Genomic DNA, 24,697 nt, shown 5'->3' on the forward strand with positions numbered 1-24,697 from the left:
TGAACACCGAACCAAAAGCGATTGTGTTTTCGTATGGAGGTTTAATATACTGTAAAAATACAGAATGACTTAAATTGGTACGCGTCATAAATGGGAGAGGTAGAATGACAGGAAAAACGCATTTATATCTAGGAATTGTAACTGGTGTTGGTGTAGAAGCTGTATTAAACGGAATAGATATATGGTCTGTCAATGGACTCACGGAAATATTGGTAGGAGGCGTGTTAATTGGCGGACTATCGGCATTGGCTCCTGATCTAGATTCAAGTGGAATGTTAGGGAAAATGGTAACTGAGAGTTCCCAAAAGGCCCGTTGGTTCGGATTTATATTGATTGCGATTTTAGGTGCCGTAGCTCTTTTTACAGGGTTCGGACATACGACGGCGTTAAGTGTGGTGGCGGTATTATTACTATGTAGTCTATTGGTACGTGATGATATTCAACGAAAAGTGACTTTAGGGATCTGGGGGACGGCTTTCGCCTACTTTGGGTTCATGAACAAAGAAACATGGTTGATTGCAATAGCCGCATTCTCCCTGCTATGTATGATTGCCAAGCATCGAGGATTAACACATACCGTATGGGCTTTGGGGTTATGGGCGTACGTCTGCTACTTAATCGGGATCCACTTCGGATTACAAAACCTGATGTGGGTTGGATTCAGCGGGTACTTATCACACCTATTTGCTGACTCGCTCACAAAAGAGAGGGTTCGTTATTTCTATCCTATCATTAAAATTCCGTTCGGTATTCCTTGGATTAAAACGGGTTCTGCTTCGGGAACCTTATACGAGTTTATTGTAAAAGCTGTTTATACCATCGTGATGATTGGATTCATCTTTGTCAGTCACTAAAAAAATAACCCGCCAGGCGTTCGGCGGGTTTATATTCAATTAGGGGGTCATTAATTGTAGTATACAGGCTCTTTGTTACGGAATAATTACAGAATGGTTAATTTTTATTAATTTCGTAACCCGATGATTTCACCACTTGCTGTACGCTCACGTAAGTTTGTTTGAACATGCTGAATGGATTTCTTCTTGTGTAACGTCCTTGCAAATAAATTATTAGACAAAAGTGCAACAACGATTAAGACAATCCCAAGAAGGTCGAACCTCGTTACAGGGTTCCCTTGAAACACCGAAACAAGAGAGTTGTCACAGACAAGTTGGATGGAGCATTCGTGACCCAATTGAACTTTCACCCAGATCTTATATCACATGAAGTTTTTCAAGAGGAACTTGTTTTAATCTCAGACATGCGTGCGACCACATTGGAAGAATTGAAAAAAGAACCATTGAAGCAAATAATCAAGTGTGAACGTAGAGAACCTGTCCGAATTCAGCGGGAATCGAGACAGGTTGACTCTTTCTTTTAAAGATGACTCATACTCTCCGCTTTTTCTTCATTGGTTTTTCTGCAAAGATCAGCTCCAACTTTCCATCGATCTTGCTTGGAATGACTCTGAATAACGATGAATCATCAAAATGCTGTTGCGTGAAATGAAGAATGGTTTCATTGTTCATACAGAGTCGTGTGAAGAAGGTTTGTAAAGTCGTGGGTGTGATTCCGCATGCCGTTGATAAGCGTTTGAGTCTCATGTATTCTTCCTCTTCATACCTCGAACTCACTCGTTTATACCCTTTATCTTCCATTTCCACCTGAACTCCCCCCTTTCTTCTGTCACCCAAGAGTAATTACTACTCGTCCAATCTCAACTTAAGTTCATTTTCTTCCGTCGAACCCATCACTTTAAAAGTAGCACCAGGATATTTCAGGTGGCGAAGGATCCGAACCAAAAGCGTTTGGTTTGTTAAAACAGATTGACAAATGTCTGATAAAATCACAGACTTTTTCTTCCCATAAGCAGCCGTTAGGATCATTAAATTATCGTTTGCCAACCGATTGATTCGGACTCTGGCTTTCAATTTTTTATCGCTTCGAACCTCGCGGACTCGTCGTATCAATTTTCCCTTAACCACCCGAAATGGTTTTGCAGGCTTCATATATTCAAGAGTCGCTGAAACCTCTTGCAATGATTCAAAATTTATATCTAGCTTATGCTTGTTCACGTCCACCTACTTTTTCCCCTTCACCTTGATTTTATCGACAATGGAAAATTGCAGGGTATCATTATGATAACTCGTAAAGATATGAAATCTCGCTTTCGCGCGGTATTTTGAGATGATTTGATCCATCACGATCGGATTGTTAATACCCTGTCTAACCAATTCCGTCTGCAAGGTTGTCGGAGCGATTCCCAAAGCTGCTGAAATTCGATTCATCTTCTCAATCTCTTCTTCTTGATAAGAACTTGATAGACGTTTACGATTATCCTCTCTCCCCATCATTGAACCTCCTTGTTGTGGTAACACGGGTACCATTTGACCTTGTTACCTAATGATTATGGGGATGTCCTCTATTTTAGAACTGATTAGTAAAAGTTCCCTCGCATTTCTCTTTCGAAATGATGTGGTGTTTTCGCAGAAAAAGTGGTATAGTTATTTTCTGAGCCGATATTTGCGATACGTCTATTGCTATCGGGTTGTGGAGCCTGAATAGACGTAAGGAGAAAAGAACCCTGTTTAGGGTTCTTTTTTTATGTTCCAATCATTAGAATTTGTCGAATCTCCTGCTCGGTGAGGGCTGACAATTCCTGCTGACCCTCCCCGATCACTTCTTTGATGAGATCTTTCTTTTTCTGCTGAAGCTCATACATCTTTTCCTCCACAGTCCCTTGGCTAGCGAGGCGGATGACCTGCACCACGTTCTTTTGCCCGATTCGATGGGCCCTGTCGGCTGCTTGCTGTTCCACAGCAGGATTCCACCACAGATCATAAAGAATCACCGTATCCGCTCCGGTCAGGTTCAGTCCGGTCCCCCCTGCTTTTAACGAGATCAGGAACAGGCCCCTCTCCCCTTCGTTAAATCGGTTGCACAACTCTACTCGCTCAGCATTCGCTGTTTTTCCATCCAAGTAAAAATGGGCCACCCCTTGATCCCCCAGCTCCCGTCGGATCAGGCCAAGCATCTCGGTAAATTGGGAAAACACGAGGACCCGCCTTCCCGCTTTCCGACATTCCGCCAACAGCTCCATCAGCTGCTCAAACTTCGCTGAGCTTCCCTTATATCCTTCGACAAAAAGGGATGGGTGGCAACACAGCTGTCTAAGGCGGGTAAGGCCGGCGAGGATTTTGATTCGATTTTTCTGAAAGCCTTGGTGCAGATGTTTTACGGTTTCCTGCTGCAATTCTGCCAAATAAGCCACATACAGCTTCTTCTGTTCCGGCAGCAATTCGGAGGTTTGAAGCGACTCGATCTTATCCGGGAGTTCCTTTAGTACGTCTGACTTTAAGCGACGCAGCAAAAAGGGTCGAACCCGCTTGGCAACAAGTGCACGGGATAACTCATGGAAAGCTTTTCTACTTTCAAACAGCGTAGGGAAAACAACATCGAAGATCGACCACAGCTCCTCCAGGTTGTTCTCTACGGGTGTTCCAGACAGGGCAAATCGGTGATGGGCACGAAGTTGTTTCACGGCCTTTGCAGTTTGCGTTGTGTAATTTTTGAATTGCTGTGCCTCGTCCAGGATGAGCGTATGGAATGTTTGCTCATCATACCATTCGATATCCCTGCGCAAAAGCGGATAGGATGTAATGATCACGTCCACTTCTGCAGTCTTCTTGAGGACACGACTGCGCTCCGCTTTGCTGCCATCAGCAATGACCGTCCGAATCTCGGGGGCGAATTTTTTCAACTCATTACGCCAGTTGTACACAAGCGAAGCGGGACAGACGATCAGGACAGGATGTTCGTGAACCCGCATCTCAGGCAACACGGAAACGATGAAAGCAATGCTTTGCAGGGTTTTGCCAAGTCCCATATCATCGGCCAGAATGCCGCCGAAACCATAGTGTGCTAACGTCTTCAGCCATTGATATCCATACTTCTGATAATCTCTCAGAATCGGTCGTAGACTTTCGGGCACGGGAAAATCCAAATTATCTGGATTCCGCATGTTTTCTAACAGCCGGCGCAACGATCTGCCAAATGTAACAGCATTCCCTTTTTTCTCAGAATCGATCAGTTGCAGTCCTTGAACCACCGGAAGCTGGATTTGTGCTCCCGCCTCACGGATGCCCATTTCGTTCATGAGACGGGCAATTTCCTGAAATTCTGCGGTTTCAAGGGGTAATAGAGACCCATTTGGCAATCGGTAGTATTTCCGTTTTTCCTCCAGGGACTCTAGCACATTCCGAATTTCCGAATCGGGAATCCCCTCCATCTCGAAGCGGAATTCCAGCCAATCGATTCGCTCCGTCACATCCACCGTGACCTTCGGGGAGGTGTGCTCGGAGTGAAGTCTTAACTTCACGGCAGTGGTCGCATAGATCGACACTAGCTTTTCCAGTTGCGGAACCATGTGGTATAGAAAATCGTATTGCGCTTCTTCATCGTGCATGAAATATCCGCCTTCTGTTTTCATGAAGAGGCTTCTCTCCATTAGCTCAAGAATCTGGCGTTCCTTCTCCCCATCTCGCATCAGGATGCGGTCGGAGCTCCGCTTCTCCCCGTTTTCCAAAGGATTCACCACGATACTCCCATAATGAAATTCCAGTCCAGCAAGCAACCGGTCCTTCACACGGTCCAAGTAGAGCTTAGCCTTTAATGGGGTCTGCATGATTCGATCGGAAACAGCCTGAGCGATATGGATCTTGCCAAGCTTCATCAAACCAGGTAACACCTTTTCCATAAAAGGAGCCATTTGCTCCTGTGGAATCGGAATTTGCTGCCTGCGCGAAGGCTCGAGCATCTGCTTGAGATCTGCAACACGCTTGCATTGGTCTGCCTGCAGTTTAATCAGCTTTCCTTCGGATAGGATAACCCCATATGGCTCCATCACAATGAGCTTTTCCAACCCTTGTACCTCTAACTGATAGCCTTTCTCCTCTGCCTGGTCGAACGAAAAGTGGAGCGGAATGTTATCGTCGGATAATTGGAGCCCATCATATGTAAGCTCTCCTGCTTTTAGCTTGACCGATGGAACCTGTGTGAGCAAGGGATGGAGGGCTTCCCAGAAAAAAGGCGGGATGAATAGGATCCGTTCGTTGTTCTTGCCTGTGGTGGATTCTATGTCGGATACTTCATGGTACATCTTTTCATTGTGATAAATTTCGATCAGCTGGCGAATGACCGCCTCATTTTCCTTTTGAAAATAATGCAGCTTCGGATCATAGGTGAAATGTGTCGTGAATAAAAAAGCTTCCCTACGGTTGATTCGATCGAGAAAATCTCTGATCTTCTTTACGTTATACAACCGTTTAGGCCCAACCTTCATCTCCAATCCGAACATGTTTTTCCGATCAACGTACGGGAGGGGTATACAGGTGAATTCCACTTCGAGAGGGATCCTTGAATCGAAGAAATAGGAGTTACTTCGTGTACCAGGTGGTTTCTCGCTGAATAGCTCCAACATGCTGTTGGCCAACTGATTATCGTCTTCTTCTATGTGTCTAGCCGGGACTCCCTCTGAAATTCCGTCTTGTTGCCTGTCACGGATCGTTAACAAAGCGGCAGCAATATGCTGACAGTATTTATCATAAGAACTAAGCGCTGGACAGGAGCATTTTGCACCTAGTTCCCCGTTTTTTCCAAATTCCACAGTCACCTGAAAGCCTCCGCCGCTTCCTTTTACTGTAGCTAAGTAACTTGAATTTTCTGGATCGTAATGGTAGATACTCACTTTCTCAGCTCGGTAGTAGGTCTCTCCCCTTATGTAAGAAATCTGCCCACATAACGATTTGATCTTCTGTTGTGTCAACGAAAAGCCCATTCCTTTAATCATTCCTTCGTTTTTTCGGTCCTGTTTCAGGACGACATCTTGTTTCTCATTATAATACTTGTGATCGTGTTGGTACAGATCGCGTACGATTTGAAGTAAGAAGGGGTTTGAAATAGGGTATAGGTTAAGCGGAGAATGGGGGGATAATTAATAGTGAGTTTGTAGGCGGAGCCTAGTCCTGATTAGCTCGGAATCGAGACAACCTTGCACGAAACCCCGATCCCTTGTCCCGAATACGCCAATTGAAAAAAGAGGGGGAATCCCCCTCTATTGCTTTAATACATCATAGATTTCTTGATCAAGTTTCTTTGCTAATTCTGCATCATATGTTTTTTCATATTGTGGTTCTGCCGTAACCTTCCCCCCATAAAACATAACATCTTCCACAGATTGGACGGAAACGGTGATCACGCGGAATTTCATGGTTCCATTATGGATGTCAGAAACCTCAGCGTTTCCTTTAATCTCGAAATAGCTCCCTGCACCGATCACACCCAAAGTAACTTGCGGATTGGCCTGTACATTACTTGCACAATGTGCATTATGGCCAACGGCAATCTTGATTGTTTTCCCATCGGGTTGGGCAAGTACCCAGGATACAGCACTAATTTGAGGTTCTTTTGTTTCTTTGTCCAAAGTTATAAAGGTGACAATCTTTTCCCCTTGTAAAGATTCAACTAATTCATTTGGTAAAGCATCTAAAATTTTTGCCATCTCTACTCACTCCTTAAATTTATGTACTAATCCTTTACCTTCTCCACAAGGATTCCAATATCCTCCTCTTCATGTGAAAAACCCGTTAGAACTACACTTGGAGATTTTCCGGACTTGCCTCGGCTTCCTGCAGTAAAAAATCAGGTATCATTTGATATGTATCCGATTCCTCATGAGAATATACAAATTGCTTTATTAAATCATTTAATTGAGATGCGGCTTTCGTTGGAATTTGATGTTTCACATTTGGAATCCAATTCAATTGGTTGTCCGGCAGCTTGTCATGTAAAAATTCAGCATATCGTTTAAACATGTGATCTTTTTGGCCATAGATCAATAAAACCGGATGGTCGATTTCTCCCAATCGATCTGTACAATGATAGGATAAACTATATCGATAATATTCTTCTATATTTTTGGCCTTTCCTTTTCTAGCTTCTCGAACCATGTTCCAATACAATGGTTTGGTTATTGAGTTCGTCCATGCTATAGATAAGGCTAGGGTATTAATGGCTTTGGAAGCGGCAAGTGCAATCCCCAGTGAAATTTTATTTTTTAAAAGCCAATCACTAACTTCAGACATTCCACTGATGATGATTCCACCTGCTGCACGATCTGTCTGGGAAAGTAAAAACTCAAGAGCGATCGACCCGCCTGTTGAATAACCGCAAACAAATGCTTTTTCAATATCCAGATCATCTAAGATGTGCTTCATATCCTCCACAATGAGAGGATAGGTCAAACGTTCTTTGGAAAATGTGCTCCTCCCATGCCCTCGAATATCAAAAGCAATAACTTGGAAGTACTTGGACAGTTCCTCCATTTGGTACTGAAAATTGATATGGGTAAGGACCGGGGGATGGATAAAGAGAATGGGTGTCCCATGACCTTGAACAGTGTAAAAGATTTTGCAATCATTCACTATGATGTAAGGCAATTAAGTCATCTCCACATATTTACTTGACACACTATATATTTAATAACGTCAGGACGATCTCAAAAAGGATAAGAATCACGATGATCCATTCCACAAATAATCCCCTTATCGAATGGCTGATCGTAGAGAAACCCTCCATAATATTCGATAAAATTTCAGTCTTACTTTTTAGAATTTCATACCTGTCATTTAACTCAAAGAACTCCATCATCAGATCATAAAATTCGCCTGCAACACTACTTGTCCAAGTAATATCCGGTTTATCCAGTATCATAATGTACGCAAGGGTGTTATATTCGTGACGTACGATCTTAGCTGTAGTTTTTGCAATTTGCTTATTTCCGATCCTCAGATTGCCTCTTTCCAACCTATCAATCACCGTCTCGAGATTATCGAGGATCTTTCCAAGTTGTTCCTCGGTTTTCTCAAGTGCCACCGATTTTGCTAATACTGTAGAAATGAGTTCGGGGTAAAAGCTTTCATATGTAGGGGCCACGACATATTCATCAGTCAAATCAAGGCTTTCAGATTCACTAATATGAAGACTGTAATCGTCCGTATATTTTTCCGCATTTCTAAGGTCAATATCCTTTTCAAAAGTCTGGATGTATTGAAAAAACGTCTTTATTTCATGGAACTGTGTAAAATTTATAAACACGATACTGCCAAAGGAGAAAACTAACACCGCTTGTGATTCATTTACTTGTTGATTAATGATCGATTTTAGCGTATCGCTTTTTAAGATTAAAGGTTCTTCCCAAGTGAATTTCTTTGGAATACCACAGTGAATGGCAATGTTGTTTAAATTAATTTCGTTTGTAATTGAATAAGCTTTAAAAGTCATTTCTCTCATCATGAACACTCTTTTCTTTTCCAGTTATAACCATTATTTCCAAAAGGATGGCTTCAACACCTTACTGGTTCATTAATAGTAATTATTATTTATGCTTGACTAGAACATTTCATGTATTCGACTTCCCTATACAGCAAAAAGGTCTCTCACTAAGTGACAGACCTCCGGTAAAAAACATATGATTCCTGGAACGTTAAAAAATAAAAATATAAGCTAAAATGTACGCAAGAACTACAACACCAACAAAGATCGCCATTCCCCAAGCGGTCATGTTGTTCATTTTGAATTTATTCAAGACCTTCTCCTCCATCTATAAAATGATACAAATATTTTCTCCATTTTGCCTAAGCATTATTTCTATGTACATAATTTGATACATAAAAAAGGGAGGCATGCTCACTTCGAGCTACCTCCCAATCGCGCTTTAGCGAATAAATTGTTGTGTCCAATAGAACCCGTATTGGCCGCCTTTAGCCAACCCTACACCAATTTCAGTATAGTTTGGATTTAAGATGTTGGCACGGTGTCCCGGGCTATTCATCCATCCATTAACAACCTCTTCCGGAGTCTTTTGTCCAGCCGCAATGTTTTCTCCTGCATAGGAAAAAGGAATGCCAAAGGATGTCATCATATCAAATGGAGATCCGTATGTCGGTGATTGATGATCAAAATAATTATGATCGATCATATCTTGTGATTTGAATTGAGCTACGCGGGATAATTCCCCATTTCCTTTTAACGCAGGCAGACCTGCTTTTGTTCTTTCGATATTCGTTAATTCAATTACCTTATTTTCAAATTGTTGAATTGAATCTAGACTAGGAATAGTAACAGCTTGTCCTGGATAAATCGCGGAAGGATCCGAAATTTGTGGATTAGCTTGTATGAGATCACCCAATGTGACCTGGTAATAAGCCGCGATTTTCCCCATGGTATCCCCATGTTGTACGTTATAAGTGGAACTGGATGCTGCTGAGGTAACACCTGCAAAACTTGCTGATCCTATAACTGCACCCATAATCATCGCAATGAGTGATTTTCTCCATCTTTTCATTTTTCATTCCTCCTTTTCATTCGCCTACGAGGTTAGTTGTCGGGTTCGGACAGGAAGGAATGTCCTACACATGGGTGATTCACCCCAATACAGACCTGTGCATAAAGTCTGCAAGAATAAAGATCCCCCGCACTTCTCTTGTAAGTTTCGGCCCCATCTATATTAAAGCACTATGGGAAAAGAAGAAATGCAAAATTACTGGGTGAAGTGGAACTACAAGGAAACATCACCCTGATGATGACCGTTTTCAGCTCTTCCAAAGAGCATTTTGGTCATCATTTACCCAATGATGACCGTTTTCACTGCTTCAAAAAAGTATTTTGGTCATCATCCACCCAATGATGACCGTTTTCAATGCTTCCAAAGAGTATTTTGGTCATCATCCACCCAATGATGACCATTTTCACTTCTTTCAAAGAGTATTTTGGTCATCATAACCCCGACCCACCGACGACCATCTTGACTTCTTCCAAGAAGTATTTAAGTTCATTTCAAAAAAACAGGATCGATTAACTGGGAAATTTTAACAATCTGCATTTCCTTCTGTAATCGTGGGATTTGTTCGCTTAAAACAGCTGCTGTTTTTTTCCTTGTGTTCCTACATGACCAATGGCGATGCAAAAGGGTTGTTTCATCAGAAATTCCTTAATTAAATGACATTGTTTTGTAATATGCTTGACGGTATGTACATCATCAAGAAAGAGATGGTTTTCAACATACGGTACTCCTACTTCCTCTGCAAGCTCTGATTTTTTCCTGAGTTTCTTCATCCATCAACATTTGCAGATCTTTCGGATTACTAATATACCCCATTTCCACAATAATGGAAGGCATATCCAAATGCTTCATTAAATAATAGGTATTCCCTTTGATTGGCGCTTTCCTCGTCCCATAAAATTGATTTAAATGTTGCTGTATCACTTGGGACAAGGTGTAACTCTTTTCACTGGCTTGATAAATAACAACCGGTCCGCGCCTCTTTTGATTTTTCGCCCAATTGACATGAAGGCTTACAAAGATTTTTGGATTAAGGGTATCTGCAATCAATTTCCTTTGGGTTAGATCCTTTTGGTGACGACTGCGCATATGAAGAAAAGGGCTATCATCACTTAGGGCATAATCTTGGAGTCTCGTAATCCCAACGTTAAAGGATTGTTCTTGTAACTTCTCATAAAATTTCTTCCCGATGGCTAAGTTAATATCTTTTTCAAGTATCGTTTTGACTGAGGTTCCCCCATCGACCCCACCATGTCCTACATCTATAATGACATCATACGTCTCTGGAAAACCTTCTGCGGCAAACGTCATCGCAGGTTCTGCCACCATCCCACACAATATAAGCAGTCCTATGAACAGTAAATTACTCCTTACTTGGTACACTATTTCCACCCCATCTTTCAAGCCTAAATCCAACATCCCTATTATTTTTATTTCCAGAATTCCTTATCCTCAAGATTTGTTTCCCTTTCCTTTAAATATCAATTTAAATTCATGTAAATAATAACAATAGAATGCAAGGACTTAAAAAGAGGAGGTCAAGTATGAAGAATTCACCGAGATTTTTTCCACGTACGTTTCTGACATGCCTGTTGTTGATTTTCGTTTTCACACAAAGTATTTATGCACAAGAACAAGAACCTGATTATGCCAAATGGGGTGAAGCGGCGATTGCGGAGGTGAAGAAACAGTATCCAGAAAGCCAGGAAACGGATTATGAATATCTAGGCAGGAAAAGGGTCTCCCAAACAGAATCACAAGACACATTTGAATTTAGAGTCACAACAGGCGGACAAAAGAAATTAGTTAGAGCATATGTCTCATTCCACCCCCAAACAAACAAGTTAGTACGGGTTCGCCTAACTGAGGTACAGCCTTGATATCGATAAGGGAGGATTCGTCTATCCTCTCTTTTCATTTTTCATTTACCTGTGTTTCAACCTTCCACTCCTTTTCGCATGTTTTGATAAATCATTAGCCAAAATAAGGATACTTGTGGTCATTACTTCATGGGAGGGACACCGTTGGAACAAAAAAAAAGTACCACTTACAGCCTCTGAAATTTCTAATCTTTGGACTTCTTACCAAGCAAATAGCATGAGCATTTGTGTTTTAAAATATTTTTCAGCAACAGCACAAGATTTAGACATTAAATCAGTGATTGAATTTGCCTTAGGTGTAGCCGAAAAGCAATATCATGATGTGAAAGAGATTTTTCGTTCCGAGGGAGTGGCGATCCCTTTAGGCTTTACAGAGGATGACGTAGACGTGAACGCTCCGCGCCTATTATCCGATGCGTTCGCCCTTGAATATGTAAAGCACATGGCGAGCATCGGAATGATGACGTATAGCGCCGCTTTATATATATCCACCCGGGCAGATGTCCGAGAATGTTTCCATACTGCGATGATTTCGACTATTGAATTGGATAAAAAATCGACCGAAGTTTTACTTGACAAAGGGATTTACATGCGCCCACCCTATATTAATCTGCCAGAGAAGGTTGATTTTGTGAAAGACCAAAGCTTTCTCTCTGGTTGGTTCGGGGAACGTAGACCGATTACTGGCTTGGAGATCACAAATCTCTTTATCAATATGATCACAAACTCGTTGGGTAAAGCGTTAATCATGGGATTCAGTCAAGTCGTTCAGTCTAAAGACATTCGGAAGTATTTAATCCGTGGCAAACAAATCTCAACGAAACAATTATCAGTATTTGGTTCGATTCTCAAAGATGAAGATGTAGATACTCCTCGTTCATGGGAAAGCCATGTAACAGACTCTACAATCCCCCCTTTCTCTGATAAATTGATGTTGTTCCATGTGGTTTCCCTCATTGCATCAGGAATTGGGAATTATGGTGTAGCGTTATCCACAAGCCCCAGGAAAGATATTGCTGCACATTATGCAAGGCTTCTATCAGAAATCGCTTTATATGCTGAGGATGGAGCCAATCTGATGATAAAACACGGATGGATGGAAGAGCCTCCAAGGGCGGCCGATCGCAAAGCGCTCGTGTAGAAAAAGCAATAAAAAATAGCCGCCCATCCTGGCAGCTTTTATCTTTTTTATCAAAGCGGTCACTGTTTCACTTGATGCCCATTTATCGTATCCTTGACCCAGTGAGCGCTTTGAGAAACAATCATTCCCCCGCTCATCGCAATCGCAACATTGACCGTTTCCCATATTTCCTGTTCACTCGCTCCTTTGTGCAGCGCCTCCGTCACATGATAACGCACACAATTTTCATCCCGATGACTTAAACTAATTCCTAGTGCCATTAACTCTTTATGCTTCTTGCTTATTTGCCCCTCTTCAAAACATAGACCTGTTAATTCATGATAAGCATCCACAACATCTGGTATATTTTTCTGAAGATATTGTATGCCTAATTTATAGTCATCTTCAATATTGTATTCCATTCATGATTCCTCCTTTAAACTTACAGACCGTAACGAAAAAACAGCTGCCATAGCAGCCGTTATTAGACGATCAATCATGGTAACAAAAATAAGCTTTCCTTATCTCATACGATCTGGTTCAGGATCACGATTTCGACCACGTAAACCAGCAAGACCCACTAAACCTAAAAGCCCTAACCAGCCCCAATCCATATCATTGTCGACAGCGGTCGTACGGGCTCTGTAATTGTTGTTGTTATAGGTTCCTTGGTTGTTGTAGTTATTCGTATTCACTCCATCCATACCATTGTTACCGTATTGATTTGCACTTACTGGATTTCCGGAAAGAAGGATAATGGAGAGAGCTAATAAACCAACAGCAGAAAATTTTTTCATTGTTGTTTAACTCCTTTTATGTAAATTGTAAGCACTTTTATATTTCCCCAAACAAAAAAATATATTCGCGTTCCTCTCGGACCGAATTAGATGAGAGTCCTTAATTAAAAAAATAAAGGGAATTCATTGGTCTTATAAAAATTGGGGTACATTAAAACAAAACAACATGGAAAGGTAGGATCGAGTTGCGCCCTTATGTAAAATGTGTTGTCGATACCTGTACGCATTATCTGCTAGATAACCGGTGTGGTGCTGGAAATATTGATATTATGCACGAAGCAGAAACCAAAATGTCTGAAATAGTCGATCAAACGATGTGCAAGACCTATACACATGCCCGAAATCTAAACAGTTATCTCGGTTCAGCTGATAATGTCAATTGGACCGGGGCTCTCATTGGTCTTCTAAACCCTGATTATGAAGTAACCCCTACTGTTGCTTGTACCGTTTCTTCCTGTAAATATTGGGGTGAAGGTGCGATATGTGTAGCCGAAGCGATTGAAGTCAATGGCTCTGCTCCCTTCAATGAATGCCAGGATACAAACTGCATTACGTTCGAAAGGAGGGGGTCGGAATGAAGTATAAAATAAAATATACTGAAGTCGATCAAGCCACGAACTATCCACTTGATGTCTTATCTGGCTTAACTGGTCTCGGACAAGAAACCATTCAACGATTGATATCTGAAAAGGCTTTTTCCACCTCACATACTGATGAAGGAAAAGAGACAGTAAACGGCAAAGACTTTCTCCAATGGTGCCATTCCGTTGATAATACGATCGAAGTGGAACAAGACACCTATCCCACAATGAAAGTGAATGAGTAGACGTTTAAAAAGAGCGGTATATATACTACCGCTCCTTCACAGAGGAGGAAAATGAATATAGGCACCTGGAGCATCTGGTGATGATGTAATATATGATTTTTTCCGTAGTTTGAACCCCTGGCAAATGACTATCCTTTATAAAAAACAGCTAGCCTTAGGAAACAACAGAAGGTCTTAGAACAGTTAGTGTATTATTCATTGTATTAAGATTTACATCAGCTCCAATAGGCAGCGTAATTTTGTAGTAATCATGGGCTGTTGCAAGATTGGTCATAAGCGGTTTTCCTAGTGGCACGAGTAAACTGTTTATCAGATCATTATAGGAAGTATTGTAGGATACTGGACAATCTGTGCATTGCCCCATAATAATCCCGATACAATCTCGAAACTTGCCTGCCAACATGAGTTGTTTTAAATAACGGTATACCGTATTCGTTGGTGCATGAACATCTTCTAGCAGAAAGATTTTGCCGCGTGTATCTATTTCATAGGGAGTCCCTAAAGCCCCTACAATGGATGTCAAATTTCCGCCTACAAGTTGACCGGTTACATTTCCGCTTACCAAACTCATTAAAGGGATTCCTGGAGGATTATTGATTACTCTTGGAGCTGTTAAACTGGAAGTGGCTGTGAAAAATTCATTATAGTTATAGGCAGGTGTTTCCGGTTTAAAGTCGATAAGTAAAAAACCATGAAAAGTCTCTACTCCCGTAAACTGATTGATTGCATTTAATAAAATAGTCACGTCACTGTAACCCGTTACGATCTTAGGATTTCGTCTAATGACCCCGGAATCTAGATAAGGGAGTATATCTATGACCCCAGTTCCGCCTCTTGAAGGCAAAATCATTTTCACCTGTTGGTTTTCAAACATCATCATGAGGTCCTCAGCCCTTTGTCTGGCAGACGCTGCAACAATGCCGCTTCGTGAATATACATATTGACCAAATACCACGTTAAACCCCATATTCCTTAAAGTTGTTGCACGGGAATCTATGATAGCTGCGTCCAGTGGACTGCCCAAGGTAACAATCCCAACCGTATCGCCCCTCTGAAGCATGGGTGGTTTTATAATTGCCATCGATCATCCCCCCTTCATGGTTAAATTACCTACTTCTTATCCATCATATGGTGTTATCTGGTGATTTGCCTATTTTAAATTCATATGGGTTATTCGTCCAAACAAAAAACCCCCACTCACATAAGCTAAGGATGTAAGCTAAACAACGTGAAGAGGAGTGGATAACTTTATGAGTAGCTTTGCTGGATTGTTCAATGATGATATGTTTTTGATTATCTTGGTACTTTTCATTCTGTTAGTGATCGTTGGTGCCGGTGATAATTAATTTGGATTGATTTGAAAAAGGGCACTTTTATCGGTGCCCTTTTATATTGCTAATTTGATTCGATTTCCCGACGGATCATGCGTAACAAAAAGATTGTTTTCTTCCTTTACAAAGGCACCTATCTGTTTAAGATTCGTTACGACTTGTAGACGAGCTTCTTCATTCGGTAAAATGAGTGTAAAGGATTCTAGACCCACACTATTTTCTGGAGGTGTTGGAGCCCCTATACCATTCCATATATTCACAGCCACATGATGATGGTATTTCTCAGTGGAAAGGAATAGCGCCTCCTCTTTATAACGATTTACCACATCAAACCCAAGTCCTTTGCCATAAAACTCTTCCGTTTGAACTAATTCGGTCACGTGTAAATGAATATGACCCATTACTGCCCCTTCTGGCATTCCCTTCCAGGACTCACCAGGAACCAAACTAGATAAGAGATTCCTCATATTCAAAGGGATCGTTGTCATATCCACTTCAGTATCTTTCCAAATCCAACTGGAAGGATCACGGTCTACATAAATTTCAATCCCGTTTCCCTCCGGGTCGTTTAAATAGAGTGCCTCACTTACTTGATGATCTTCTGCTGCCATTAATCGAATTCCATTTTCCCTAAAATGGATAACAATATTAGCTAAATCTGACCTTTTTGGTAGCAGGATGGCAAAGTGAAATAGACCTGTTGTTCTTCCCTGTTTCGGTATGACATTCTCAGGTTGTTCAAGCGATAAAAAACTTGTTTTCCCATCTGTTGTAAGCATCGCTGTTGTTGTTGTTTGCTCTAAAACTCCGAAACCAAGAATTTCTTGATAAAATTTTAAAGAACGTTCTAATTTTTCTACTTTGATTTTTACATGGCCAACAAATGTGGCTGGTTTGGTATGAAATCCCATAATAGCCCTCCCAAAGTTATTTCTATTATGATTTCAATAAACTTTGTTAATGATTACGAATGAAGGAAGGTTTGTCAAGAAACTCAGCTGTAAACAAAAAAGTTTGGGGCTATACCCAAACTTTTTGTCGCCTCTACTCCAAATTCACCAGCACACTTTTCACTTGTGTGAAGCTATCTAACATCCCTTCAAGGGATAGTTCGCGTCCAATGCCACTTTGTTTGTACCCGCCATAGGAATGCCCTGTAAGCTGGCCGCCCCCTCGGTTGACCTGAATCCACCCGGATTCCATCAAGTTGGCAGCTTTCAAACCTCGACTAATATCTTGCGTCCAGATGAACCCAGCTAAACCGTAATGGCTGTCATTGACCATTTCAATGAGCTTTTCTTCATCCTCCCAAGGAACGACTACTAAAACCGGTCCAAAGATTTCCGCTTCTGCAAGTTTACCTGCAAGCTTGTCATCGTCACCATTAGCGATGAATATCGTAGGTTCAAGATGGTACCCTTGAGCAAGTGGGCCTTCTTTCGGTGGAAGTCCTCCTAATACAAGGCGAATATTGTTATTTTTCAACCCCTGTTCAATAAACGAACACACTTTGTTGAATTGTTTTTTATTAATAATGGCTCCCATGTCTGTATCCTCTTCAAGCGGATCCCCAACTTTTAGCTGGCTTAGCTTGTTCGAAATCCGTTCCAGGAAGGAATCGAGTATGGAAGTATGTACATAAAGGCGGGAACCTGCGGAACAGGACTGACCCTGCCTCGTAAAACGCATCGCCGAAATGACACCGTCCGCAACTTTATCATTATCTGCATCGGGATATACAATCTGTGGGCTTTTTCCTCCCAATTCAAGTGAAACAGGAACAATTCGATCTGCTCCGGCATGCATAATCCGTTTTCCTACTTCTGTGGAGCCAGTAAATGTCAGTTTTCTTACCAATGGATGTTCGGCTAATGGGGCGCCACATTCTTCTCCAAGTCCAGTAAGGACATTCAAAACCCCAGCTGGGAAAAACGCAGAGCAAATCTCGGTAATTTTCAGCACAGCCAAAGGGGCATCTTCTGCTGCTTTTAACACCAGCGTGTTCCCGGCGGCTAACGCTGGAGCAATTTTTGCACACGCAAGGAGCACGGGCGCATTCCAAGGAATGATCCCTCCGACCACACCCAGTGGTTCGCGTTGGGTATAAGCAAACAGCTTGTTATCTACTGGCAGCGTTCCCCCTTTTATTTCCCCTGCTACACCTCCAAAGTAACGAAACAAATCAGCCGCATTTTTCACTTCAGGCCTTGCCTGCGTCCGAATCGCGTTGCCTGTTTCCATAGAAATGATGCGCGCAATCTCTTCCGATCTCTCATCTATCAAGTCTGCAATCTTCGTCAGCAGCTTTCCCCGATCCCGCGCGGGCACAAATCTCCAATTTTTGAACGCCCTAGCTGCAGCCCTCACGGCTAGATCCACATCCTCCGCGGACGCCCTAGGCACCTCAGCAATAACGGATCCTATTTTTGCAGGGTTTTCAACTGGAATAAACTCATGGTTCACACTTGCAGTCCATTCCCCATTAATCAACATCAGTTCACGCTTTGTGCCCATTTTACACGCTCCCTATTATCATTTTTTAGCAGAGATGCTGCTGGAATTATTAAAACTACTATTCTAGTTTATTCTCGAATAATAAGAATTTTCCCTTTTATTTATTGTGGATTTCTATTCATTCGGGAAGATTAGGTTCACAGCACCGGAACGACGGTCCACATATAGGGTCAGACGGACACAGAGTTATGCGTCGTTTTTAGAATATATGCGTCAAAGTGGTAGTGGCTGCAGTTCTCCCTCATGGTCTAATTTATTTATAAGTTTTTATTATACTATTGATAATAAAATGTTATTATGATAATATATACTTAATCTACGGTAATACCCAGGCGCAGGAGCGATGATGGATGACATCGTTCCTGCGCTTTTGGTTTTTCACAATACAAAAAAGCCGCTTGACTATCAAAACGATAGCGAAGCGACTTCATATAAAAACTAGTTTCGAATAAGATAATCGAATGCACCTAATGCGGCAGTCGCACCCGATCCCATGGAGATAATGATCTGCTTGTATGGACTATTTGTACAATCACCTGCAGCAAACACGCCAGGGATATTGGTCGCACCTTTGCTATCGACCACAATCTCCCCAATGCGGGTACGCTCAATCGTGTCGCCTAACCAATCGGTATTTGGGACAAGACCGATCTGTACAAATACTCCCTGTAGTTCAATATGCTTTTCTTCTTCTGTATCACGGTCAACATAGGTAATTCCGTTCACTCTGTCGGTACCCGTGATTTCTTTGGTTTGAACGTTCTTGAGTACAGTAACATTTGGCAGACTGTAGAGACGCTTTTGCAATACGGCATCGGCTTTAAGCTCCGGCATAAATTCAAGAACGGTGACATGTTTTACAATGCCCGCCAGATCGATCGCTGCCTCAATCCCCGAATTTCCGCCGCCAATCACAGCGACGTCTTTTCCAATGAACAAAGGACCATCACAATGTGGACAGTAGGCAACCCCTTTGTTTTTGAATTCTTCCTCACCAGGCACGCCTACGTTGCGCCAACGCGCACCTGTTGAGAGAATAACAGCCTTGGTCTTAAGAACTGCACCGCTTTCCAGTTCAAGCTCAATGTAATCCTTCTTTTCCAAACGCTTGGCACGTTGTAACTTCATGACGTCAATGCCGTACTCTTTTACGTGTTCTTCAAGACTCGCTACAAGCTTAGGGCCCTCGGTATGTTTTACACTGATAAAGTTCTCAATACCCAAGGTATCCAAAACCTGCCCGCCAAAACGCTCTGCCACGATTCCTGTACGAATGCCTTTGCGAGCGGCATAGATGGCTGCACTCGCACCGGCTGGACCGCCCCCTACGACAAGCACATCGTACGGATCCTTGTTAGCCAGTTCTGAGGCATCCGGAGCTTGCCCCAATTTAGCCAGTATTTCTTCGATGGTCATCCGGCCACCGGAAAAGAATTCGCCATTTAGGAAAACGGAAGGAACGGCCTGCACGTTTTTACTTTCTGCCTCTTCTTTGTACACCGCCCCGTCAATCATGGTATGTGTAATACCAGGATTCAGGATGCTCAACAAGTTCAGTGACTGCACGACTTCGGGACAGTTGTGGCAGCTCAAACTAATGTAAGATTCAAAATGGTAGTCGCCGTTGATGCTTTTAATTTGGTCGATCACCTTTTGATCGACCTTAGGTGCTCTACCACTCACCTGCAGCAATGCCAAAATGAACGAACTGAATTCATGCCCCATTGGAATCCCAGCAAAAATCACGCCCGTCTCTTCGCCTAGACGATTCACACTAAAGCTCGGCGTTCTAGACAAGCTTGTTTTCTCTAGGGTTATTTTGGGTGACATACTGGATACTTCATCCAATAGATCCAGCATCTCTTTCGATAGATCATCTGAACCGGCACTGACTTTGAGCACCACATCGCCTTCCATCAGCGCAAGGTATTGGTTTAATTGTGACTTAATCTCTGCATCTAGCATCGATCGTGCTCCTTAAATCTTTCCTACAAGATCAATGCTTGGCTTAAGCGTTGCAGAACCTTCCTGCCATTTAGCCGGGCAAACCTCACCTGGATTGTTACGAACATATTGGGCTGCCTTGATCTTGTTCACAAGGATACTTGCATCGCGGCCAATGCCACCCGCATTAATTTCAAGCGCCTGAATGACACCATCTGGATCAATGATAAACGTACCACGATCCGCCACACCATCTTCTTCAATCAGCACATCAAAGTTACGGGAAATGGTATGGGAAGGATCCCCAATCATCGTATAAGTAATTTTGCCAATGGTTTCGGAACTATCATGCCACGCCTTATGGGTGAAATGGGTATCTGTTGAAACAGAATACACTTCAACGCCAAGTCCCTTCAGGGTCTCGTAATTGTTTTGCAAATCCTCAAGCTCGGTTGGACATACGAAAGTAAAGTCTGCTGGATAAAAGCAAACAACACTCCACTTTCCTTTCAAATCAGCTTCCGTAACTTGAACAAATTCTCCATTACGATAAGCTTGTGCTTTAAACGGTTTTACTTCAGTTCCAATAAGAGACATATTCCACTTCCTCCTTCATGATTAAAATAACTTATAGCTATCAATACCTTATATATAATTATTACAACTTAATTATAATTATCACTTAGTAATCAATATTTTGTCAAACTAATAGAGAACCCTTATCCTACTAGAGCACTTTTAGCCGCATCGATCGCCGCTTCATAGTTTGGATGATTGGTTGCTTCCGGTACATATTCAACATATGTCACTTGATCATTCTTATCGACAACAAAGACGGCACGCGTTAATAAACGAAGTTCCTTAATCGCTACCCCATAAGCTTCTCCGAACGAAAGCTCACGATGATCGGATAAGGTTTGAACCCTTTCAATTCCAGCAGCCCCACACCAACGTTTTTGCGCAAAAGGCAGATCCACACTTACAGTTAGAATCGTTACGCCTTCCAGGTTTGCCGCTTCTTCATTAAATCTGCGGGTTTGCTGGTCGCACACTCCGGTATCTAGAGATGGGACAACACTAATAACACGAACTGTTCCTTTAGAATCTTCAAGCGTAACTGGGGATAAATCATTTGCTAAAACCGTAAAATTAGGGGCTTTATCCCCCACTTTCACTTCATTTCCTAAAAGCGTAATCGAATTTCCTTTAAAAGTAACCTTTGCCATTGAGAATCCTCCTCAGATAATCATTTAACATCACATTCACCCATATTATTACATTATAATAAAAACTTATCAATATAATTATAAAAAGTTATTACAGTAATAATGGTGAATAGTATATGGCGTAGGAGGTGTGGGATGGAAAAGGTTTATTGCTATACTTGCAGGCAATCCCAGAACGTTGAGAGAGACGATCCTCGCTCCGATTGGGATGATTATGGATGGGTGGAGATCACTGATTTAATTTGCTGCAAATGTAAATCGCGGTCTAGACTAGTTAAACGGTTTCTGGACAAAGACATAAAGATTTGGGAAGACCGTTCAAAAAAATCCTAACATATCCTAAACGGAATTTATCAGGCTCATTCCCAATATCTGTCTCTCCTCAATGCAGATACTCTTCTCCCCAATCAATAACTACAATACCTATTCATTTAATGTTATAATTTAAACAATTCAAAAATTTATAAAGTGAGGCTGATATTCATATGGAAACAGAAGATAAAGTAACGATCACTGTAGAAACCACGATTCAAGCACCCGTTGAAAAAGTCTGGGCATGTTGGACAGAACCACAGCATATTACGAAATGGACATTTGCTTCTGATGACTGGCATGCCCCACATGCCGAGAATGATTTAAAAGTTGGCGGAAGTTTTGTTACTAGAATGGAAGCAAAGGATGGAAGTTTTGGATTTGATTTTGGTGGGGTTTATGATGAAGTTCTCATCCACGAATTGCTTTCCTATAGGATGGATGATGGACGAAAAGTGACGATCACGTTTATGAATCAAGAAAATGGAACGAAAGTTATTGAAGCGTTTGAGGCAGAAACCACACATTCCATTGAGATGCAAAAAGCAGGCTGGCAGGCGATTCTAGACAATTTTAAAAAATATGTTGAAACTCTCTAAAATGATATGAAAAAGGGGCAGAAAAAAACTGCTCCTTCTTTGCGTTGTTATAAAATCCCCTCTTTCCACTCATTTAGGTTATAATAATGACAAAAAAAGGAGAATCGACGTGCAGTCTATTCGTAAAGAAGACGTTCAGCAGGCATTGGATCGCCTTAGCAATCAGCAAGTCTATGTGCATCTGGAGTCCAATCAAGGAGCATATACCCAAGGTGCTTATCCTTCGGCAAACAAAGGCCCCTTTCACCATACGGGTGTATTCATCCGCAACGCAGGTATTCGGTATTCACATGGAAAAATCACGGGTGATGGCCCTTTTCGGATTGGTCTAAAAATGGAATTCGGGTGGGTGTACGCGGAAGGTCTCACGGATTGGGAACAAGATGACCAAGGAAGGATACTCTTCGTCGGGTATGATCTCGAGGGACGGTTGGCAGTCGCCTTGGATTTAAGCCAACAGCCTTTATAACTTACACTGAAAGGATGGTTACCTATGGAAAAACATGTACTTCTTGTATTTCCACACCCGGATGACGAAGTCTTCGCTTCCGGGTCGGCGATTCAGTGGTCGCAACAAGGAACTCCAGTCACCTATGTATGTGCCACATTGGGCGAAATGGGAAGAAATATGGGGGTCCCCGCTTACGCAAATCGGGAAACCCTGCCGCAGGTCCGCCAACAGGAGTTAATGGAGGCATGTCGCCAGATTGGCATTGATGATCTTCGCCTGTTGGGGCTGCGGGACAAAACCTTGGAATTTGAAGACCTGGATGCGCTTGCTGACCGGCTGCTGGCCATCATACAAGAAATCAACCCATCGTTGATTATCACCTTCTATCCAGGATACAGTGTACATCCTGACCATAATACCTGTGGAGAAATAGTGGTTCGGGCCGTTCAGAAAATCCCGGTAGAAGGGCGCCCGCCTGTCTATTGCAGAGCTCTTGTCAAAAATGCAGAACAAGTACTAGGAAAGCCGGACATCACTTGGGACGTGAGTGAGGTTCTGGAGCAAAAAATTGAAGCTTTGAAAGCACATCGCACACAAGTGATCGGAACGAAAAATGGACTGGGGGAAAGACTTAGCAAACAAGACACCGAGTCGATGAACTGGTTCCGTTTTGAACATTTTTGGATCTATAAAGAGGCTATCGAGTAATCTTCGATAGCCTCTTATTTTTCTTTTACAGTATAAAAAAGGAACCCCTGTTAAAAATTAATAAAGCATTCATTGGCAAGGAGATCAATACAAGGAGGGGAACGATGATTGGCTGAAAAAATCAAAAAGCGCTTCGGCAATAGAAATAAATCGGAAACTCAATTACATAAAGACGATATTACCATTGTGGACACAAATGTTGCGAGAAAAGCAGTTATCGCTACTGCCCTTGGAAATGCCATGGAATGGTTTGATTTTGGGATCTACTCCTATTTGGCCGTGACCATTGGGATGGTTTTTTTTCCTGCTTTGAGTGGTCCTACTCAATTAGTTTATACGTTTGCCACTTTTTCCGTGGCTTTTCTAGTCCGCCCTCTGGGTGGTTTGTTTTTTGGCATGCTAGGTGATCGTCTAGGGCGAAAAAAGATACTGTCGATTACGTTGGTCATCATGGCTCTCTCTACCCTAAGCATTGGCTTAATTCCTAGTTATGCTTCCATTGGTATAACGGCTCCTATTTTATTGCTCGTTGCGCGGATGGTTCAAGGTTTTTCCACGGGTGGGGAATACTCTGGAGCAATGACGTTCATCGCGGAATCAACACCGGATAAAAAGCGTGGATTTATGTCAAGCGGGTTGGAAGTCGGGACGCTAGTAGGGTTTATTGCCGGGTCTGGACTCGTCACGTTGCTTACTTTTATGCTTGGGCCGGAAAAAATGCTCGCATGGGGGTGGAGAATCCCCTTTTTCATCGCTGCCCCGATTGGTCTGATTGGTCTGTACTTGCGCAACCATTTGGAGGAAACCCCAGCTTTTAAAGCAATGGAAGAGCAGGAGAAAAAGAATAAAAGTCAACAAAGAACGATCAAAACCATCCTGTTTTACCATTGGCCGCAAATCCTCAAAGGGTTAATTATTGTTTTCTTCTATAATGTAGTGGACTACATGGTGTTATCGTATATGCCCTCCCATTTAAATGCGGTATTGGGATATGGAGAAACAAAAGGACTGTTATTGATCTTAATTGTTATGTTGATCATGATCCCCATTGTTTTAACCATCGGTTATTTCAGTGATCGAATTGGTAAAAAACCACTGATTATAGGTGGTTTGGTTGGATTAATCCTCCTATCCATCCCATCGTTTAAGCTGATTGGAAGTGGATCCAATCTTCAGGTCTTCTTTGGGCTGATGATCTTATCCGTGTTGTTAGCGGCCTTTTTAGGAACGATGCCGTCTCTTTTGCCTTCCTTATTCTTTACGGAGGTCAGGTATGGGGCACTGGCTATCACCTATAATATATCTGCTTCATTATTTGGCGGAACAACCCCATTGATCATGGCTTGGATGATAAAAGTGACAGAAAACCGCATGGTGCCTGCTTATTATTTAATGGCTACTTGTCTGATCGGGGTTGTAGCCATGTCTTTTGTCAAGGAAACCTCGGGTAGAGCGTTGCGAGGGTCCGCGCCGGCAGTAGAGGAAAAACATGAAATAGCGGACATTCTCGATGAACCTAAGGAAGCCCTGTGGTGGAAAGAAGAAAAAGCAAAGCTAGATGAAAGGGTAGACGAAGACAAACAGGAATAATC

At 42.2% G+C, this 24,697-nt stretch carries 29 protein-coding genes and 1 riboswitch; of the genes, 10 read left to right on the plus strand and 19 right to left on the minus strand.

Annotated features, from left to right (window positions below; all coding sequences use genetic code 11):
- Positions 1-104: 104 nt before the first annotated feature.
- Positions 105-854 (plus strand): metal-dependent hydrolase, encoded by a 750-nt coding sequence (locus J2Z37_RS21175; protein ID WP_209812316.1) that lies wholly within the window; start codon positions 105-107, stop codon positions 852-854.
- A 107-nt stretch (positions 855-961) separates the two neighbouring features.
- On the opposite strand, the gene J2Z37_RS21180 is transcribed toward J2Z37_RS21175, so the two are convergent.
- The 11 genes from J2Z37_RS21180 to J2Z37_RS21230 all read right to left on the minus strand — a co-directional run bounded on the left by J2Z37_RS21180 (position 962) and on the right by J2Z37_RS21230 (position 10,780).
- Entirely contained in the window at positions 962-1,204 is a 243-nt protein-coding gene (locus J2Z37_RS21180; protein ID WP_209812317.1) for a hypothetical protein, read from the minus strand.
- Positions 1,205-1,385: 181 nt separating this feature from the next.
- Positions 1,386-1,661, minus strand: coding sequence for a hypothetical protein (locus J2Z37_RS21185; protein ID WP_209812318.1), 276 nt, complete (start codon positions 1,659-1,661; stop codon positions 1,386-1,388).
- A 39-nt stretch (positions 1,662-1,700) separates the two neighbouring features.
- On the minus strand, positions 1,701-2,078 hold the full coding sequence (locus tag J2Z37_RS21190) for a hypothetical protein (protein WP_209812319.1): 378 nt from the start codon (positions 2,076-2,078) through the stop codon (positions 1,701-1,703).
- On the minus strand, positions 2,079-2,348 hold the full coding sequence (locus J2Z37_RS21195) for a hypothetical protein (RefSeq protein WP_209812320.1): 270 nt from the start codon (positions 2,346-2,348) through the stop codon (positions 2,079-2,081).
- Positions 2,349-2,599: 251 nt separating this feature from the next.
- A complete protein-coding gene (locus J2Z37_RS21200; protein WP_209812352.1) occupies positions 2,600-5,833 on the minus strand; it encodes a DEAD/DEAH box helicase in 3,234 nt (1,077 codons plus the stop codon).
- A 276-nt stretch (positions 5,834-6,109) separates the two neighbouring features.
- A complete protein-coding gene (locus J2Z37_RS21205) occupies positions 6,110-6,556 on the minus strand; it encodes a pyridoxamine 5'-phosphate oxidase family protein (protein WP_209812321.1) in 447 nt (148 codons plus the stop codon).
- A 91-nt stretch (positions 6,557-6,647) separates the two neighbouring features.
- Positions 6,648-7,493, minus strand: coding sequence for an alpha/beta fold hydrolase (locus J2Z37_RS21210; protein WP_209812322.1), 846 nt, complete (start codon positions 7,491-7,493; stop codon positions 6,648-6,650).
- A 31-nt stretch (positions 7,494-7,524) separates the two neighbouring features.
- Positions 7,525-8,346 carry an RMD1 family protein gene (locus J2Z37_RS21215; protein WP_209812323.1) on the minus strand — a complete coding sequence of 274 codons (822 nt, stop codon included), beginning with the start codon at positions 8,344-8,346 and terminating at the stop codon, positions 7,525-7,527.
- 424 nt (positions 8,347-8,770) lie between these two features.
- Positions 8,771-9,400 (minus strand): CAP domain-containing protein, encoded by a 630-nt coding sequence (locus J2Z37_RS21220; RefSeq protein WP_209812324.1) that lies wholly within the window; start codon positions 9,398-9,400, stop codon positions 8,771-8,773.
- Positions 9,401-9,406: 6 nt separating this feature from the next.
- Positions 9,407-9,563: riboswitch (cyclic di-AMP (ydaO/yuaA leader) on the minus strand.
- A gap of 403 nt (positions 9,564-9,966) precedes the next feature.
- A complete protein-coding gene (locus J2Z37_RS26175) occupies positions 9,967-10,170 on the minus strand; it encodes a divergent polysaccharide deacetylase family protein (protein WP_209812325.1) in 204 nt (67 codons plus the stop codon).
- Positions 10,112-10,780 (minus strand): N-acetylmuramoyl-L-alanine amidase, encoded by a 669-nt coding sequence (locus tag J2Z37_RS21230; RefSeq protein ID WP_209812326.1) that lies wholly within the window; start codon positions 10,778-10,780, stop codon positions 10,112-10,114. The genes J2Z37_RS26175 and J2Z37_RS21230 overlap by 59 nt, the downstream gene beginning before the upstream one ends.
- A 161-nt stretch (positions 10,781-10,941) precedes the next feature.
- Between J2Z37_RS21230 and J2Z37_RS21235 the strand changes: the two genes are divergently transcribed.
- Both J2Z37_RS21235 and J2Z37_RS21240 read left to right on the plus strand, forming a co-directional pair.
- Positions 10,942-11,277, plus strand: a complete 336-nt coding sequence (locus J2Z37_RS21235) for a DUF3889 domain-containing protein (protein WP_209812327.1) — start codon at positions 10,942-10,944, stop codon at positions 11,275-11,277.
- Between the two features lie 115 nt (positions 11,278-11,392).
- The gene (locus J2Z37_RS21240) at positions 11,393-12,418 is read left to right on the plus strand and encodes a DUF3231 family protein (RefSeq protein WP_342453864.1); all 1,026 of its coding nucleotides are present in this window, start codon (positions 11,393-11,395) and stop codon (positions 12,416-12,418) included.
- A 59-nt stretch (positions 12,419-12,477) separates the two neighbouring features.
- Here the strand turns inward: J2Z37_RS21240 and J2Z37_RS21245 are convergent, their stop codons facing one another.
- Positions 12,478-12,819 carry a carboxymuconolactone decarboxylase family protein gene (locus tag J2Z37_RS21245; RefSeq protein WP_209812328.1) on the minus strand — a complete coding sequence of 114 codons (342 nt, stop codon included), beginning with the start codon at positions 12,817-12,819 and terminating at the stop codon, positions 12,478-12,480.
- 99 nt (positions 12,820-12,918) lie between these two features.
- Positions 12,919-13,194 carry a WGxxGxxG family protein gene (locus J2Z37_RS21250; RefSeq protein ID WP_209812329.1) on the minus strand — a complete coding sequence of 92 codons (276 nt, stop codon included), beginning with the start codon at positions 13,192-13,194 and terminating at the stop codon, positions 12,919-12,921.
- Positions 13,195-13,379: 185 nt separating this feature from the next.
- Between J2Z37_RS21250 and J2Z37_RS21255 the strand changes: the two genes are divergently transcribed.
- Both J2Z37_RS21255 and J2Z37_RS21260 read left to right on the plus strand, forming a co-directional pair.
- Positions 13,380-13,772: a DUF1540 domain-containing protein gene (locus tag J2Z37_RS21255; protein ID WP_245204064.1), complete on the plus strand. Its 393-nt coding sequence runs from the start codon at positions 13,380-13,382 to the stop codon at positions 13,770-13,772.
- A complete protein-coding gene (locus tag J2Z37_RS21260; RefSeq protein ID WP_209812330.1) occupies positions 13,769-14,020 on the plus strand; it encodes a hypothetical protein in 252 nt (83 codons plus the stop codon). Before J2Z37_RS21255 ends, J2Z37_RS21260 begins: the two co-directional genes overlap by 4 nt.
- 154 nt (positions 14,021-14,174) lie before the next feature.
- On the opposite strand, the gene J2Z37_RS21265 is transcribed toward J2Z37_RS21260, so the two are convergent.
- Positions 14,175-15,101, minus strand: coding sequence for a S66 peptidase family protein (locus J2Z37_RS21265; protein WP_209812331.1), 927 nt, complete (start codon positions 15,099-15,101; stop codon positions 14,175-14,177).
- A 169-nt stretch (positions 15,102-15,270) separates the two neighbouring features.
- On the opposite strand from J2Z37_RS21265, the gene J2Z37_RS21270 reads away from it, so the two are divergent.
- Positions 15,271-15,366, plus strand: a complete 96-nt coding sequence (locus J2Z37_RS21270; RefSeq protein ID WP_209812332.1) for a YjcZ family sporulation protein — start codon at positions 15,271-15,273, stop codon at positions 15,364-15,366.
- Positions 15,367-15,407: 41 nt separating this feature from the next.
- On the opposite strand, the gene J2Z37_RS21275 is transcribed toward J2Z37_RS21270, so the two are convergent.
- From J2Z37_RS21275 to tpx, 5 genes are all read right to left on the minus strand, one after another.
- Entirely contained in the window at positions 15,408-16,262 is an 855-nt protein-coding gene (locus J2Z37_RS21275) for a VOC family protein (RefSeq protein WP_209812333.1), read from the minus strand.
- A gap of 133 nt (positions 16,263-16,395) precedes the next feature.
- Positions 16,396-17,865, minus strand: a complete 1,470-nt coding sequence (locus J2Z37_RS21280; RefSeq protein ID WP_209812334.1) for an aldehyde dehydrogenase family protein — start codon at positions 17,863-17,865, stop codon at positions 16,396-16,398.
- A 438-nt stretch (positions 17,866-18,303) separates the two neighbouring features.
- Positions 18,304-19,830: an alkyl hydroperoxide reductase subunit F gene (gene ahpF, locus J2Z37_RS21285; protein ID WP_209812335.1), complete on the minus strand. Its 1,527-nt coding sequence runs from the start codon at positions 19,828-19,830 to the stop codon at positions 18,304-18,306.
- A 12-nt stretch (positions 19,831-19,842) separates the two neighbouring features.
- A complete protein-coding gene (gene ahpC / locus J2Z37_RS21290; RefSeq protein WP_209812336.1) occupies positions 19,843-20,406 on the minus strand; it encodes an alkyl hydroperoxide reductase subunit C in 564 nt (187 codons plus the stop codon).
- Between the two features lie 122 nt (positions 20,407-20,528).
- Positions 20,529-21,035 carry a thiol peroxidase gene (tpx, locus tag J2Z37_RS21295; RefSeq protein ID WP_209812337.1) on the minus strand — a complete coding sequence of 169 codons (507 nt, stop codon included), beginning with the start codon at positions 21,033-21,035 and terminating at the stop codon, positions 20,529-20,531.
- 485 nt (positions 21,036-21,520) lie between these two features.
- Here tpx and J2Z37_RS21300 point away from each other — a divergent pair, with 485 nt between their 5' ends.
- The 4 genes from J2Z37_RS21300 (at position 21,521) to proP (ending at position 24,695) form a co-directional block, all read left to right on the plus strand.
- Positions 21,521-21,946 (plus strand): SRPBCC family protein, encoded by a 426-nt coding sequence (locus J2Z37_RS21300; protein WP_209812338.1) that lies wholly within the window; start codon positions 21,521-21,523, stop codon positions 21,944-21,946.
- Positions 21,947-22,055: 109 nt separating this feature from the next.
- Positions 22,056-22,415 carry a YojF family protein gene (locus J2Z37_RS21305; RefSeq protein WP_209812339.1) on the plus strand — a complete coding sequence of 120 codons (360 nt, stop codon included), beginning with the start codon at positions 22,056-22,058 and terminating at the stop codon, positions 22,413-22,415.
- Between the two features lie 24 nt (positions 22,416-22,439).
- Positions 22,440-23,105 (plus strand): bacillithiol biosynthesis deacetylase BshB2, encoded by a 666-nt coding sequence (gene bshB2 / locus J2Z37_RS21310; protein ID WP_209812340.1) that lies wholly within the window; start codon positions 22,440-22,442, stop codon positions 23,103-23,105.
- Positions 23,106-23,213: 108 nt separating this feature from the next.
- On the plus strand, positions 23,214-24,695 hold the full coding sequence (proP, locus tag J2Z37_RS21315) for a glycine betaine/L-proline transporter ProP (protein ID WP_209812341.1): 1,482 nt from the start codon (positions 23,214-23,216) through the stop codon (positions 24,693-24,695).
- The last annotated feature ends 2 nt before the right edge of the window (positions 24,696-24,697 follow it).

Source organism: Ammoniphilus resinae (genome assembly GCF_017873965.1).
Taxonomy (GTDB): domain Bacteria; phylum Bacillota; class Bacilli; order Aneurinibacillales; family RAOX-1; genus Ammoniphilus_A; species Ammoniphilus_A resinae.

Excerpts from the sequence above, each read along its gene's own strand:
- J2Z37_RS21175 (WP_209812316.1), top strand. The coding sequence starts at position 105 with ATGACAGGAAAAACGCATTTATATCTAGGAATTGTAACTGGTGTTGGT.
- J2Z37_RS21195 (WP_209812320.1), bottom strand. The coding sequence starts at position 2,348 with ATGGGGAGAGAGGATAATCGTAAACGTCTATCAAGTTCTTATCAAGAA.
- J2Z37_RS21200 (WP_209812352.1), bottom strand. The coding sequence starts at position 5,833 with ATGGGCTTTTCGTTGACACAACAGAAGATCAAATCGTTATGTGGGCAG.
- J2Z37_RS21205 (WP_209812321.1), bottom strand. The coding sequence starts at position 6,556 with ATGGCAAAAATTTTAGATGCTTTACCAAATGAATTAGTTGAATCTTTA.
- J2Z37_RS21215 (WP_209812323.1), bottom strand. The coding sequence starts at position 8,346 with ATGAGAGAAATGACTTTTAAAGCTTATTCAATTACAAACGAAATTAAT.
- J2Z37_RS21220 (WP_209812324.1), bottom strand. The coding sequence starts at position 9,400 with ATGAAAAGATGGAGAAAATCACTCATTGCGATGATTATGGGTGCAGTT.
- J2Z37_RS26175 (WP_209812325.1), bottom strand. The coding sequence starts at position 10,170 with ATGAAGAAACTCAGGAAAAAATCAGAGCTTGCAGAGGAAGTAGGAGTA.
- J2Z37_RS21235 (WP_209812327.1), top strand. The coding sequence starts at position 10,942 with ATGAAGAATTCACCGAGATTTTTTCCACGTACGTTTCTGACATGCCTG.
- J2Z37_RS21245 (WP_209812328.1), bottom strand. The coding sequence starts at position 12,819 with ATGGAATACAATATTGAAGATGACTATAAATTAGGCATACAATATCTT.
- J2Z37_RS21250 (WP_209812329.1), bottom strand. The coding sequence starts at position 13,194 with ATGAAAAAATTTTCTGCTGTTGGTTTATTAGCTCTCTCCATTATCCTT.
- J2Z37_RS21260 (WP_209812330.1), top strand. The coding sequence starts at position 13,769 with ATGAAGTATAAAATAAAATATACTGAAGTCGATCAAGCCACGAACTAT.
- J2Z37_RS21265 (WP_209812331.1), bottom strand. The coding sequence starts at position 15,101 with ATGGCAATTATAAAACCACCCATGCTTCAGAGGGGCGATACGGTTGGG.
- J2Z37_RS21270 (WP_209812332.1), top strand. The coding sequence starts at position 15,271 with ATGAGTAGCTTTGCTGGATTGTTCAATGATGATATGTTTTTGATTATC.
- J2Z37_RS21275 (WP_209812333.1), bottom strand. The coding sequence starts at position 16,262 with ATGGGATTTCATACCAAACCAGCCACATTTGTTGGCCATGTAAAAATC.
- J2Z37_RS21280 (WP_209812334.1), bottom strand. The coding sequence starts at position 17,865 with ATGGGCACAAAGCGTGAACTGATGTTGATTAATGGGGAATGGACTGCA.
- ahpF (WP_209812335.1), bottom strand. The coding sequence starts at position 19,830 with ATGCTAGATGCAGAGATTAAGTCACAATTAAACCAATACCTTGCGCTG.
- ahpC (WP_209812336.1), bottom strand. The coding sequence starts at position 20,406 with ATGTCTCTTATTGGAACTGAAGTAAAACCGTTTAAAGCACAAGCTTAT.
- tpx (WP_209812337.1), bottom strand. The coding sequence starts at position 21,035 with ATGGCAAAGGTTACTTTTAAAGGAAATTCGATTACGCTTTTAGGAAAT.
- J2Z37_RS21300 (WP_209812338.1), top strand. The coding sequence starts at position 21,521 with ATGGAAACAGAAGATAAAGTAACGATCACTGTAGAAACCACGATTCAA.
- bshB2 (WP_209812340.1), top strand. The coding sequence starts at position 22,440 with ATGGAAAAACATGTACTTCTTGTATTTCCACACCCGGATGACGAAGTC.